Below are 13,928 nucleotides of genomic sequence, written 5' to 3'. Positions count from 1 at the left end.
GAGAACAATAAAATGACAAAAAAACACTTTTCAGAGAAAGAAATAAAATTACTTTCTAATAATCCATATGCTAAATCTGTTAGTTCAAAGGGTATTACTTATTCAGATGAATTTAAAAGAATATTGATAGCTGAAACAGAGAATGGCAAGACACCTAGACAGGTTTTTGAAGATCATGGTTTTGACGTTGAACTGATTGGAATAGTCAGAGTTCATAAGGCTGCCTATAGATGGAGAAAAGCATTTAAAGAATCTGGGGTATTTGGTCTTCAGGATGCACGTACAACGAATTCTGGGAGACCGTCTGAAAAGGAACTTTCACTAGAAGAAAAAAATGCAAAGTTAGAGGCTCAGATTCACCTTCTTCGTGCGGAGAACGAGTTGTTAAAAAAGCTAGACATGATGGAAAGGGGAGTGAAGATAAACAAGTAAAGGTTTCTGCTGAACAGAAGTTTCTTTTAATTCACTCAGTGATTGAAGAGTACGAACTTAAAAATATGGTTGGTTATTTGTGCGAGCTTTCACAGGTTTCACGATCAGGTTACTATAAATATTTCTCTGTAGAATCAAAGGAAATAAGAAATCGACGAGAGAAGAAAGATTTAGTACTAAAAGATATTATTTTAAAGGCTTTTCATTATAAACGCCGTACTAAAGGCGCCCGACAGATTAAAATGACCTTAGAAAAGCAGTTTAATATTACATACAACTTAAAGCTAATACGAAGAATCATGAGGAAATATAATATTGTATGTCCTATTAGAAGAGCTAATCCTTATAAGAAAATGTTAAAGGCTACCCAGGAACACTCCATATTGCCCAATTTACTAAATAGAGAGTTCAAACAAGATATTCCAGGTAAAGTGCTGCTTACAGACATCACTTATCTTTATTATGGAAAGAATCAAAAGGCTTATTTATCCACTATTTTAGACGGGTCAACGAATGAAATAGTGGCCTATAACGTATCCGATAAACTTACATTGGATCTAGCTACGGATACATTAGTAAAGTTAAAAAATAATAGAAAAATAGAGTTTGCTGAAGGAGCTTTTATTCATTCGGATCAGGGCGGACATTACACTAGTCCTACTTTTCAAAAACAAGTTAAGCAACTGGGGCTAAAGCAATCGATGTCAAGAAGGGGAAACTGTTGGGATAATGCACCACAAGAATCTTTTTTTGGACATCTTAAGGATGAAGCTACTATAAAGACATGTAGTTCTTTAGATGAACTTAAAAAGGAAATAAGAAGTTATATGACTTATCACAATAATTTTAGGTATCAATGGAATTTAAAGAAGATGACTCCTGTTGAATACAGAAATCATCTTCTCCAAGTTGCATAACCTTTTTTTAATGTCCTTTACAAAGGGTACAGTTTAGATTAAGTGGTGTCCTTTTAAAAATTAACCATATTTTTCATCTAAAAACTTCACGGTTTCAAACATGTTTGTTTTACTTGCACCTTTAACTAAGATCGTATCATTACTTCTAATGATTTGTGACAGTAAATCATGTAATTTATCTTTATCTGTAAAATGATACACTCTTTGTGAAGGAAATCCTTTTGCTTTTGCATGATTACTAATTTCATCTGTTCTAAAGCCATATGTGATTAAGTAGTCAATCTTTTTGCTCAATAGATACTCGCCAAGTTTTCGATATTCCGCTTCTCTTAAATCACCTAATTCCCTCATTTGTCCAATAATAGCAATTGTCCGGTCCTTACTGATATTGGAGAGAACATCAATCGCTGCACGGACCCCTTGTGGGTGAGAGTGAACGGTATCATCAATGACCGTAATATTATTTTTGCAATTGTAGATTGTTAATCTTCTTGGTGGCTTTTTAAAGATTAGTCCTGCTTTAATATCCATAGGAGAAAATCCTAGCTGGTCTGCAACTGCAATGGCATTAAGAGCATTATAAACATGATGTTCACCTAAAATAGGGATATATAGTTGGATAACTTTACCTTGCAATCTTATTTTAAATTCCATGCCTTCTTTCGCATATTTTACGTCATAGGCTCTGTAGTCTGCTGCTGATTTTATACCGACTGTTAGGATTTTTCCTTTAAATTTCTGAGTCTCCAAAAATCTCGAATTAGCATCATCTTTATTCACGACTAGCAAACCATGTTGATCCATTCCGTGGATTAGCTCTGACTTTGCATGTGCTACTCCTCTAATATCACTATTAAAATTACCAACATGAGCAAGACCGATATTCGTTACGATACTGATATTTGGCGTAATGATTTTACAATGCTCTGTAATAACACCTGGATAGGCCATTCCGTATTCCAATACAACCGCTTCATGTGAAGGTTCTATTAGCTCTTTATGTTTTTTCGTATGCTCCGTAGTATTCCAATAATCTTTAGATTCAAAAACATTCCACTTTTTCGCTAAAATAGATGCAAGGAAGGCTTTTGAAGTTGTTTTACCAGCACTTCCGGTTATCGCAATAATTGGGATTTCTCTTTTTTTCTGATTCCTTTTTCTCTTTAGTTGTCTTATTTGTGCTTTAATCCTTTGTTGATTATTCGCTAAGTAAATGGCGTATCGTATCGTATTCGTCACTACGTCTAACTCTAAGTAAAAAGCAGGAGGACAACCTGGTCGCCAATTCACCTCATAAATCCATATTTTATGATTTTGGTCTAACCCAACATCTATGCCAATTTCGTCAATAACTTCATCAAAAAGTAACATTTGAATCTCATCTAAATGTTTTGCAAGTGATAGGGAAAAGTACTCTAGCATTCTCTTAATATTAAATGCCTTTTCTTGAAATTCTTGTTCTAAAAATGGTTCTAAGTAATTTGTATTTCCTCCGTTATTAATATTTGCAATAATAGATCCCGATGGGGCAATCCTTGGGTAGATGGTGGTGATCACCCATTTTCCTTCTCCATTTTTTTGGACATGAAGTCTAAAGTCAAATACTTGCCCCGACTTTGTTACCGATGTTATATATGGTTGCAAAATATGGGTGCCCGTTTTAATTTTTGACTTGATAAGGACTGCTAGCTGTTGAGTTGTATAGAATTTACTATCTGAGTCAGTCTGTACATGGAAGCCATTCGATTTTTTGGTAATGAATAATATCCCTTTCCCTTTTCTTCCATCTATTGGTTTAAACACCACTTTTTCAAATACATCCATATATTTGAAAAAGCTATCAGAAGACTTAATGATTTCAGTTGGGATAAGATAATTTGAGAACTCATTTGCTTCTTTCAATCTCTTTTGGACGTTCCATTTATTCCCGATTGAGTGAGTGGTAAAAGGAATTTTATCCTTTAACTTTTGTATAACCTCTTTTGATTTCGCTAGCTTTTCTGGACTCCCGGCATTATATATAACATCCGGGAAAGGCATAATCTTTTCTACCCATTTCCCATTTTCGTAAACCTGTCCTCTAATTGTACTGTTCGCGAAATTGACTTTACCGGGGGAAAAGTAGAAAAATGTTGCACCTTCTGCCTTGGCCACAGCAGCATAAGCATATGACTTAATGACCGTATTTGGATCTTTCCGATGATGTAACATTCCTATCGATGTCATTGAATAATCTCCTCTTTCATTTCTAAAGAAAGTATAAAAAGTATTTAGAAAAGCATTTTTTTGTCCAGTCCAGCTCCTTTCGAACAACAAACTTCTCACCTTGTGTGTTGTCGGACTTACCTATAGCAAGTCTTCGGTCCAGAAGTTTGTATATTGATAAGCAATGGCTTGCGCTTTTCCATATAGATACCTTGTATATTAGATTCATTTCCTTTTTCTTTTGTAACTGACAGACGTTTAGTTTTGTGGAGTTTGAAAGTTGAAATAAAAAAACCACTCTAAGTATGATATGCTCCCCTTATGGTAGACAGATTAAAAAATAAAAATCTGACTACCAAAAGGGGAGCATTTTTTGTGTCTAAAAGAGCTTTCACAGCAGAGTATAAGTATAAAGTAATAAAAGCATGCGAAGATGGAAAATGGACATTAACCGAAATCTCTAAGAAGTACCAGGTAAATATATCCACAATTAATGAGTGGAAATATAAATTTGATAAATATGGTACCGAAGGTCTTAAAGAGTCATCATCTTGGAAAAGGTACAGTAAAGAATTAAAACTAGCTGCTGTCAGGGATTATCATTCAGGCGAATACTCTCTTCGAGAGATTGTGAGAAAGTACAATATCTCGGATAACTCTGTCCTCAGAGAATGGATTAACAAGTATAATAGTCATAGAGAATTAAAGGATACGTCGAAAGGAAGAACGATCTCTATGACTAAAGGGAGAAAAACTACTTGGGATGAACGGATACAAATAGTGCTGGATTTCTTGGGGAACGGTAAAGATTATCAAAAAACAGCTGAGAAGTTTGAAGTTTCTTATCAACAAGTGTATCAGTGGGTTAAGAAGTATGAAGATGGCGGAGATGAGGCACTTAAAGATAAACGTGGAAGAAAGAAGGAAGAAGCTGAGCTAACGCCAGAAGAGAAAATCAAACTTCAGATGAAAAAGTTAGAAAGAGAAAATGAACGTTTACGTGCGGAGAACTTATTCTTAAAAAAGTTAGAGGAGATCGAAAGGAGGCGAAAGTAAGCCGAATCCGATTTGAAACTATTTATATCGCTATTCATGAGGTTCATGTGAAGGAAGATTTGAGTCTTTTCTTGCTTTGTAAAATCGCTGGTATTTCAAGAGCTGCTTACTATAAGTGGCTTAAACGTACACCATCTGCAAGAGAACTTCAGAATGATGAAATTATAAAAGAGATGAAGGCTCTCCATGAAAAAGTGGGGGGCATTTATGGCTATCGTAGAATGATGTTGAACATAAATCGAAAATTCGAGCAGAACTTCAACCACAAACGTTATTATAGGCTGATGAGGGTTGCTGGTTTACAATCCATCATACGGAAAAAGAAGAAACGTTATAAGCGTTCTATCCCCCAACATGTTGCGGAGAATGTATTAAATCGTGACTTCAAAGCTGAAAAGCCCAATGAAAAATGGGTAACTGATGTCACAGAATTTAAATATGGTCCATCAAAGAAAGCTTATTTAAGCGCTATTCTTGACCTGTATGATGGCTCAATTGTTAGCTATGTTTTAGGACATTCCAATAATAATAACCTTGTGTTTAAAACACTTGATCAAGCTACAAAACAATTGGACGAGAATCATCCACTTATTCATAGTGATCGTGGATTCCAATATACCTCTCATGGCTTTAAACGTAGAATTGATAAAGCAGAGATGACACAGAGTATGTCACGAGTTGGTAGGTGTATCGATAATGGACCGATGGAATCTTTTTGGGGTACACTCAAATGCGAGAAGTATTATCTAGATAAGTACGAGACATTTGAAGACCTCTCTAAAGCGATAAATGAATACATTCGTTTTTATAATCATGAAAGATATCAAAAACGACTAAACGGCCTTAGCCCTATGGAATTTAGAGCTAACGCCGCTTAGATTAGTTTTTATTATTTCCACTGTCTACTTGACAGGGGGCAGTTCAGTATGCCTAGAGTGAAATTTGTCGATTTACCATTTTTGTTCAATAATATTCTTTCTTTTCATATAATCTATGTCTAATGGCTGGATTCCATTTATATGTGATAAATCAATGCTCATGGATGAGGATGTTTTTTTCAATACGATTAGCTCGTCAATTGAAAGTGTATTTTTCCCATGGATATCGAATGGGCGAAGCAAAGAAATAGTTGCTCTGCCACTTTCTTTATTGATTGATTCAATGCGAAAATAATTAGTTACAAACGTTTCATCATTCGTTGTTGTTTCCCGTCCAATTCGATTGAATAAACCATCATTTGTATACATAATGAAAGGGATTGTATCTGCACCTACTAAATCTGAAAGCATTTTACCTAAATATTTGTATGAGGATTCTGTTAATAAGTCCTGCATCGTTTTTAACTCATTTAGTGCATGACATATAGTATGCTTTTTGTTATGTTTATTAGGCATTTAGATGTCAGCCCCTTCGTTGATTATTATTATCTATAGTATTGTCGGGGCGTGGGAAGGTGTAAATAATATTAGAATATGGACTTGGTTACAACACCCATTTTCATTGGGGATTTTTCATAAGGCTTCTAAATAAAACTTTATTTCACTTAAAGCATTCAGCGCATTTGTTTTTGCTACTTGCCTTGACTCTCCAACAGCAATTACACATCCATATCGATTGCCCATAGAATACGGTACTGTTACAAGATCTCCTTCTTTTGCTTTAATGTCGATCAATTTTACCCCGTCATGTTTAAAAGCATCGTCTTTACCTATTACTTTAAGAAGGGTGCCATTTGACTTTACGGTTAAATAATGTGCATATACATATTCAGTCCTAGAAGGTATTAAAGATGGCTGTTCTCCTATATTCATTTTAATAATTTCTTTAATAAGATTAATTCCTGTCCCTTCTTCAATGATTTGATTCATATGTCCTCCAGACATTCTTGGATTTATTTCTATTAGTTTCCAGCTGCCTTGTATTTTTTTCATTTCTAAATGGCATGAACTGTTTGTGACTCCAAGTAGATTTACAATGCCCTCTATAGACTCTGTTAAGCTTTCGTACTCATTCTTTGTTAATTCAGCAGGATAATTGTACCCAACAACAATAAAAGCTCCATTATATACAACCTCTTGTTCAATGACCGCCACGATGCATGGTTGTTTATTGAATATAATCAATTCGATTAAGTATTGAGGGCCTGTAATATATTCCTCCAGTAGTATGGGGGCTGCATGTTTGTTTTGCAATAAACGAATTCCTTTAATGTATGATTCCGGATTATTAACAAGAATAACGTCTCTGGATCCATTTGATGTAGGGCTTTTAAGAATGAATGGAAGAGAGAGATGATATTTTTTTAGCAGTTCCTCCAGTGTACTATTCCCATCTATGGTCGTATAGAGAAGAGAGGTAGGATGATTAAGAAGCGTATTTCGTACCCTTATTTTATTTTCCATTAGATACAGAGATTCTACTGATAATTTCATTAATCCAAGCTTATTTGAAAGTTTAGCAGCATACGAGACAAAGGGATCAATAAAGCTTAAACATGCTCGAATCTGCTTTCCTTGTTCTTTTAATAAATTTACTTCATATAGTACCATCTCTTCATTAAATATATTTTTCATATGAATTAATTTATCAACATTGGGGAGGCAAGGAATTATTCTGTTTGTAAATAGTACAATAAAGTAGTCCATTTCTTTTGCTATCATTAACGCTTCCATACTCGATCCAGTATTATTACAACCTATAAAAATGATTGTTTCCAATTGTTCTTCATTCCTTTTGTAAATCCCTTTTTTTATATTATGCAAATCGAATCATGAAGGGGAAATTAATAAAATAATCATGGACAAGTTAAGAGTAAAATTGCTCGATTAATAGGTACCATGATAAAATCCATCTTAATAAGAAATTTATTCTGAAGAGGAGCGATGGTATGGAAAAGGGAGTTATTGGGATTGATATTGGGGGAACGAATACGGTTATTGGAATCTTTAATCATGAATTAGAATTGCTAGATAAAGTAAGCATTCCTACGTTGAAGCCCTATTTTCCTAAAAAAACGAGTAATCCGGAAGAATTTTTCGATTTAATTGAAGTAGAAGTAAGCGCACTTGCTGAAAAAAATGACTATAAAAATAAAATAAAATGTGTAGGAATAGGCGTTCCTGGTAAAGTTAACCCGAACAAAGGTATCGTCATTAGGGCAGTAAATTTAGGTTACGAAGAGGTCCCATTTGCATCCGAAATGGAAAAAAGATTAGGTGTACCGGTTTTTATTGATAACGATGTCCGAAACTATGCAAGGGGAGAAGCGTTGGCAGGGAGTGGCAAAGGTGCCGATAATTTGATCTGTATAACGTTAGGGACAGGAATGGCAGCAGCAGTCATGATAAATGGCCAAATGGTAACAGGATCAGACTATTATGCAGGAGAATTAGGACATGATCCAGTACCTGGAGCAAATTATCTATGTAACTGTGGTAAAATTGGATGTCTAGAAACAATTGCTTCTGCTAGTGGAATTAGTAGATTGGCACAAGAAGCCATTCAATCTGGAGATCAAACCATTTTAAAGTCTAACGATGGTACGATTACTTCAAAAGATGTATATTTGGCTTGTTTACAAAATGATCAAGTGGCATTAGGGATATTTGATTATGTTGGTAAGACATTGGCTGAGAAACTTTTAACCGCTACGTTTTTATTGAATCCTGAAGCCATAATCATTGGAGGCGGAGCAGCTTCAGCGGGTAAGTTTATTTTAGAGCCTATTCAAGATATATTTGTACAACATTATGATAATAGTGAGCTGCCAAAATTAGTGATTGGTAGTCTTGGAGACTCTGCGGGACTTATAGGTTCTGCCCATTTAGCGGTAGCAGAATTCGAACAAAATAACAATTAAAAAGAGAACTAGCACCGTTTTACTTTTTTGAATTGAGTGAATTTTATTGCGGTGCTATTCAGCTTGTACTATAATGAAAGCGCAAACATTAAAGAGGGGTGAAGAAATGGAGTTAAGTTTTAATCAAAGGAAAGAGTTGTATGATAATGGTTTTGTAGTGATTCCAGGAGTTATCCCGCAAGTTATGTTGGATGAAGTGAAAAAAGCCATCAACCATTCACTTGGTGAAGAAGGTATGAACAAGGAAAAGCTGCCAATTCTACGTTCCCAATCGTATTGTCCTGAGATTCAATATACTTCTGTCATCTCGGATCTTTTTAATAAAACACCGGTATTTGATCTTGTTAATTCAGTCATTGACTTAGATAAGACGTATCCTATTACAGGAGCTCAGATTGCATTGCGTTTTCCAAGAATGGAGGACCCTATACCTCCAGCTAGCCCACATATTGATGGAATGTACTCACCTAACAACGGGGTTCCCGAAGGTACAATTCAGAATTTTACCGCATTAGTCGGGATCTTATTAAGCGATTTACCAGAGGAGGACGCAGGTAATTTTACAGTATGGCCTGGGACTCACCTTCAATATGAACAATATTTTAGAGAACATGGCCCAGAGGCATTATTGGAAGGTATGCCGCCTATAGATATGCCCGAACCAATTCAAATAAAGGGAAAAGCTGGTGATATCATTTTTTGCCATTACCAACTAGCCCATGGTATAGGCCCTAATATTTCACCGAATATTCGTTATGCTACATTTTTCCGAATTAATCATGTAGATGTGAGAAAAGATTGGAAAGCACCAATGACAGATATTTGGATGCATTATAGGGAAAATATGCAGCAATTTACAAAGGAAGAAAAAGTGGCGGTTGATTAATAGTTAAGTAATAGCTAAAGAGGAAGAGATAGTGGCGTTGACCATCATCTCTTCTTTTACACTTTGAGATGGAAAAGGTGGAAATAATATGAAGATTACTAGTTTTGAACTATTTCAAGTTCCCCCTAGATGGCTTTTTTTGAAAGTGGAAACAGATGAAGGAATTGTTGGGTGGGGGGAACCGATTGTTGAGGGAAGAGCGGCAACGGTTAAAACGTGTGTTGAAGAATTAATGAGTTATTTGATTGGGAAGGATCCTTTACGCATTGAAGATCATTGGAACGTCATGTACAGATCCGGATTTTACCGCGGTGGACCAATTATCATGAGTGCAATTTCCGGAATTGACCAGGCACTCTGGGATATAAAGGGAAAGTTTTTGCAAACCCCAGTATATCAATTATTAGGAGGGGCTTGTCGCGAATCGATTCGCGTTTATTCGTGGATAGGAGGGGACAGGCCAGTTGATGTCGGTTTAGCAGCTAAAGCAGCAGTAGAAAATGGTTTTACTGCTGTGAAAATGAATGGGACAGAGGAGTTGCAATATATTGATTCCTATAAAAAGATTGACGAAGCCGTCGAGAGAATTGCAGCTGTCCGTGATGCTGCAGGTGACTATTTAGGAATTGGAATTGATTTTCATGGTCGTGTACATAAACCGATGGCAAAAATATTGGCGAAGGAATTGGAGCCTTTTCGTCCGATGTTTATTGAAGAGCCTGTCCTCCCTGAAAACAATGAAGCACTAAAAGAAATTGCAAGTTCAACGAATATTCCAATTGCTACAGGTGAAAGAATGTTTTCACGTTGGGATTTCAAACATTTATTACATGATGGATATGTAGATATTATTCAGCCGGATCTTTCGCACGCAGGAGGAATTACAGAATGCAAGAAAATCTTTTCAATGGCAGAAGCATATGATGTGGCAGTCGCACCTCATTGTCCTCTTGGTCCGATTGCATTAGCTGCATGTTTGCAAGTTGATGCAACCGCACATAATGCCTTTATTCAAGAACAAAGTTTAGGCATTCATTACAATAAGGGAAATGACTTGCTTGATTATATAAAAGATCCAGCTGTATTTTCGTATAATGAAGGGCATGTTGCTATTCCGCAAGGTCCAGGTCTGGGAATTGAAGTGGATGAAGAATATGTCCGTAAGATGGCTGAAATTGGACACGATTGGAAAAATCCTGTTTGGCGTCATCGTGATGGAAGTGTAGCAGAATGGTAAAGTATGAGAGTGATCTAATAAAAAGGATAGAAAAAGAGAAAATAATTGTCATTGTTAGAGGAATTAAACAAAAGGACTGTATTCCTGTTGCTGAAGCATTGGTTGCAGGCGGCATCCGTTTTATAGAAGTGACAATGAATACAGAAGGCGCAACTGAGATTATTAGCGAGTGGCGTGAATATTTTAAACATGATGATGTTTGTATTGGAGCGGGAACCGTATTGGATACGGAAATGGCATTCGAGGCGATTCAGGCTGGAGCTCAATATATCGTGACACCAAATCTCGATGAGGATGTAGTTGATTTGGCATGCAAACAAGGAATTGAAATTTTCCCTGGAGTAGTGACGCCAACAGAAATTATGAAGGCAATAAAGGCAGGAGCAAATGCAGTTAAGTTATTTCCAATGGGTTCACTTGGATTGAATTATTTAAAAGAAATTAGAGCACCTTTATCTAACGTAAAAATAATCGCGACTGGAGGAGTAAACCTATACAATATTCAAGACTATTTCAAACTTGGAGTAATAGGGGTAGGGATAGGAAGTAATATTGTGAATAAGACTATGATTGATAGTAGAAATTTTAGAGGATTGACCGAACTGGCAAAACAATATATAGAATTAGCCAAAATGGAAGAGTAATGGAGTATGATGGACAAGGTCAATACACGTCACCCTGTCCATCTTTTTAGTCTAATATTTCATTATTTACGTTTTTTACAGATTCCCCTTCGACGAGCGAAACTTGTATCATTTCATTTGAAACTTGTTTGTTATCTAGTAATTTTAATAAATTTTTAGCAGCAATAGTACCCCATTGTCGTTTCGAATAATCGATAGTAGCTAGTTTCGGTGTAACGTATTGAGAAAGCTCAGTATGATCGAATCCTATTATGTGGAAATGTTCACCAATACGATAATGTGTATTTGAGATGTAATCATACATCCCGATGGCCATATTATCATTTAAACAAAAAATAGCAGCTGGTTCACTGTATTCTTTGACGATTTTTTCCGCAGCTAGTTCCCCTGATTGTTTATCAAAAGAACCCTCAATCTCATAGTATTCAATATTTTTATATTGCTGTACCGTCTCTCTTACAGCAAGAAGTCGTTCATTAGCATCATAGGCATCAGCATGGCCTTTTACGATGTAAAGCTTTCTATGACCTTTTTCAAGTAAATAGTCAATAGCTATTTTGGATCCACCTCTATTATCAAGTAAAATCTGATTAATATTCGGGTGATTAATCTCTCTATCTAAGACGACCATTTTATGCCCATGATCAGCATACCTTGTCAATTCTTCAGTAGAAAATCCTGCATCCAGTATAATGGCGCCATCAATAACTTGTTCGGGTAAAAATCGATGTGAGTTTTCTCCATAACAAACAATCACTTCATATCCCGTATCGGCAAGTGATTCATAAATACCTTGCAAAATCGGTCCGAAAAAACTACCACTGTAATCAAGAATGAAAAATATACCAATTATTTTTGTTTCCTGCTTTTTTAATGAACGTGCCATTGCATTCGGAACGTAATACATCTCATTTGCAATATCTTTTATCTTTTTTCGAGTCGCCTCTGGAATTTTTGAGCTTCCATTCAATGCATAAGAAACAGTTGCAATAGAGACACCAGCTCTTTTCGCAATATCTTTCATACTTACCATGTCTCCACCTCCCAATAGTTGTAATGATATCGCTTTCATATCTTTTGCTATTTTACTATAATAACAGAAATAAGTTAATCGTTTAAGAAAAAAATATTACGAAATAGGAAATCTATGTAATCATAATACATATTATATGCGAGATTTGACAAAAAAGATCATAAAATGTAAAAATGTATTGAAAGATTAAAAAAGTTGATATACAATTACATCAGTTGAAACGATTAACTCCCGTTAAACTATTAAATTTTGTAAACGGTTAACAGGAAAAATTTTCAACAAGCTTTGTTACAGATCTACATATAGAAGGAGATGTTATGCATCTATAAATATTTTAAGATAGTAAATCTTCTTCTTTGTTAATCAACTCTACCCTTCCTTCATTAAATGGAAAGGCTGCATTTTCACAAAAAGTAGAAATGGAGAGGTTATTATGAGAACGATTCCAGTAGCAGTTCAAATGTACACATTGCGTGATGAAAGTGCTCAAGATTTTGCTGGTACACTGAAAAAAGTTGCAGATCTAGGATTTGATGGTGTTGAATTTGCTGGGTACGGCGGCCTAGATGTGAAAGAAGTAAGAGCCCTACTTGATGAGTATGGACTTAAAGCAGCTTCAAGTCACGTAGGATTAGATGATTTAAAAAGCAATCTAGCAAAAGTTATCGAAGAACAAAAAATATTAGGCAGTAACTTTATAGTTTGTCCTTATTTAATGCCAGATCAAAGAAGTGAACAAGACTATAAAGAACTTATTCCGTTTTTAGAAAAAGCAGGTGAAGAATGTCGCAAGGAAGGCATCACACTTTGCTACCATAACCACGATTTTGAACTTGATCGTTTATCAGATGGTAGAACAGCACTCGAAAGCATTTTTGATGATGTAAGTTCTGAAAATTTGGAAACAGAATTTGATATTTATTGGTTAACGAAAGCTGGAGAAAATCCAGTTGAGTGGATTAAAAAATATCAAAATAGAACACCATTAGTTCATTTAAAAGATATGACGACAGATGATGAAAAGTTCTTTGCTGAACTAGGTACAGGTGGCGTCGATATTGAGGCGGTATTAAATATTGGTGACGAAGCAAATGTACAATGGTATGTAGTTGAACAAGACGTAAGCCGTAAAACACCTTTTGAAAGTATAGAAATTAGCATTAACTATTTAAAAGAAAAGTTGCCTTATCTAGCTAAATAAAGTGTTTCAGGAGAGAGACTTCTCTCTCCTGAATATAAAAATATTTTTGATAACGCTTAATAAGGGAGAAATTGGTGCAGCTTGAATGATTTGGATGATTTTTTAGAAATGGTTAAGGAAAAGTGAAATATTCCTAAAAAACTGATTTTTAAATATTTGTGTGCTGGCCATTTTCAGAAAAATTTTAATACATGCGAAAGAGTAAATGGGGGGGCATATGGAAAAAGCAGTTGCAAATAAAAATGTCGTAATCGTTCCAAAGAAGAAATCAGTCTTCTTTAGACTTATGAGTCAGTGGGAACTCCAATTGATGGTAATTCCTGCCATTATATTCGTCTTTATCTTTAGTTATATTCCGATGTACGGAATCATCATGGCGTTTAAGGATTACAACATATTCAAGGGGATTGCGGAAAGTCCTTGGGCGGGTTGGAAACATTTTAATATGTTCTTTACCG

11 protein-coding genes and 1 pseudogene are annotated in these 13,928 nt (G+C 35.4%); 8 read left to right on the top strand and 4 right to left on the bottom strand.

The features are described 5' to 3' along the window. The first annotated feature begins 12 nt into the window (after window positions 1-12). A protein-coding gene (locus KHA93_RS09495) for an IS3 family transposase (RefSeq protein ID WP_213108995.1) occupies window positions 13-1,349 on the top strand; the annotation gives its coding sequence in 2 pieces (ribosomal slippage) (window positions 13-394 and window positions 394-1,349; 1,338 coding nt in all). Window positions 1,350-1,409: 60 nt separating this feature from the next. On the opposite strand, the gene KHA93_RS09490 is transcribed toward KHA93_RS09495, so the two are convergent. Next, window positions 1,410-3,575, bottom strand: a complete 2,166-nt coding sequence (locus KHA93_RS09490; protein WP_213110522.1) for a YheC/YheD family protein — start codon at window positions 3,573-3,575, stop codon at window positions 1,410-1,412. A 354-nt stretch (window positions 3,576-3,929) separates the two neighbouring features. Here KHA93_RS09490 and KHA93_RS09485 point away from each other — a divergent pair. Next, window positions 3,930-5,488, top strand: a protein-coding gene (locus KHA93_RS09485) for an IS3 family transposase (protein ID WP_432806308.1) whose coding sequence is annotated in 2 segments (ribosomal slippage) — window positions 3,930-4,563 and window positions 4,563-5,488 — 1,560 coding nt in all. Because the reading frame shifts where the segments join, the coding sequence is not laid out codon by codon here. 72 nt (window positions 5,489-5,560) lie between these two features. On the opposite strand, the gene KHA93_RS09480 is transcribed toward KHA93_RS09485, so the two are convergent. Next, window positions 5,561-6,004 carry a CotY/CotZ family spore coat protein gene (locus tag KHA93_RS09480; protein ID WP_213110521.1) on the bottom strand — a complete coding sequence of 148 codons (444 nt, stop codon included), beginning with the start codon at window positions 6,002-6,004 and terminating at the stop codon, window positions 5,561-5,563. A gap of 117 nt (window positions 6,005-6,121) precedes the next feature. Further along, on the bottom strand, window positions 6,122-7,327 hold the full coding sequence (locus KHA93_RS09475; RefSeq protein ID WP_213110520.1) for an ATP-grasp domain-containing protein: 1,206 nt from the start codon (window positions 7,325-7,327) through the stop codon (window positions 6,122-6,124). 170 nt (window positions 7,328-7,497) lie between these two features. On the opposite strand from KHA93_RS09475, the gene KHA93_RS09470 reads away from it, so the two are divergent. The 4 genes from KHA93_RS09470 to KHA93_RS09455 all read left to right on the top strand — a co-directional run bounded on the left by KHA93_RS09470 (window position 7,498) and on the right by KHA93_RS09455 (window position 11,236). Next, window positions 7,498-8,469 (top strand): ROK family protein, encoded by a 972-nt coding sequence (locus tag KHA93_RS09470; RefSeq protein ID WP_213110519.1) that lies wholly within the window; start codon window positions 7,498-7,500, stop codon window positions 8,467-8,469. A 73-nt stretch (window positions 8,470-8,542) separates the two neighbouring features. After that, on the top strand, window positions 8,543-9,355 hold the full coding sequence (locus tag KHA93_RS09465; protein ID WP_213110518.1) for a phytanoyl-CoA dioxygenase family protein: 813 nt from the start codon (window positions 8,543-8,545) through the stop codon (window positions 9,353-9,355). Between the two features lie 88 nt (window positions 9,356-9,443). Then, window positions 9,444-10,592 carry a galactonate dehydratase gene (dgoD, locus tag KHA93_RS09460; RefSeq protein WP_213110517.1) on the top strand — a complete coding sequence of 383 codons (1,149 nt, stop codon included), beginning with the start codon at window positions 9,444-9,446 and terminating at the stop codon, window positions 10,590-10,592. Then, window positions 10,586-11,236, top strand: coding sequence for a bifunctional 4-hydroxy-2-oxoglutarate aldolase/2-dehydro-3-deoxy-phosphogluconate aldolase (locus tag KHA93_RS09455; protein WP_213110516.1), 651 nt, complete (start codon window positions 10,586-10,588; stop codon window positions 11,234-11,236). Before dgoD ends, KHA93_RS09455 begins: the two co-directional genes overlap by 7 nt. A gap of 46 nt (window positions 11,237-11,282) precedes the next feature. Here KHA93_RS09455 and KHA93_RS09450 read toward each other — a convergent pair whose 3' ends face one another. Next, window positions 11,283-12,269 (bottom strand): LacI family DNA-binding transcriptional regulator, encoded by a 987-nt coding sequence (locus KHA93_RS09450; protein ID WP_213110515.1) that lies wholly within the window; start codon window positions 12,267-12,269, stop codon window positions 11,283-11,285. A gap of 433 nt (window positions 12,270-12,702) precedes the next feature. Between KHA93_RS09450 and KHA93_RS09445 the strand changes: the two genes are divergently transcribed. After that, entirely contained in the window at window positions 12,703-13,470 is a 768-nt protein-coding gene (locus KHA93_RS09445) for a sugar phosphate isomerase/epimerase family protein (RefSeq protein WP_213110514.1), read from the top strand. 217 nt (window positions 13,471-13,687) lie between these two features. Next, window positions 13,688-13,928 (top strand): annotated as a pseudogene (locus KHA93_RS09440) (sugar ABC transporter permease); the annotation flags it as partial.

This window comes from Lederbergia citrisecunda (genome assembly GCF_018343695.1).
Taxonomy (GTDB): domain Bacteria; phylum Bacillota; class Bacilli; order Bacillales; family Bacillaceae_C; genus Lederbergia; species Lederbergia citrisecunda.
The sequence above is the reverse complement of the archived record's forward strand: the minus strand, read 5'-3'. Positions and strand labels throughout refer to the sequence as shown.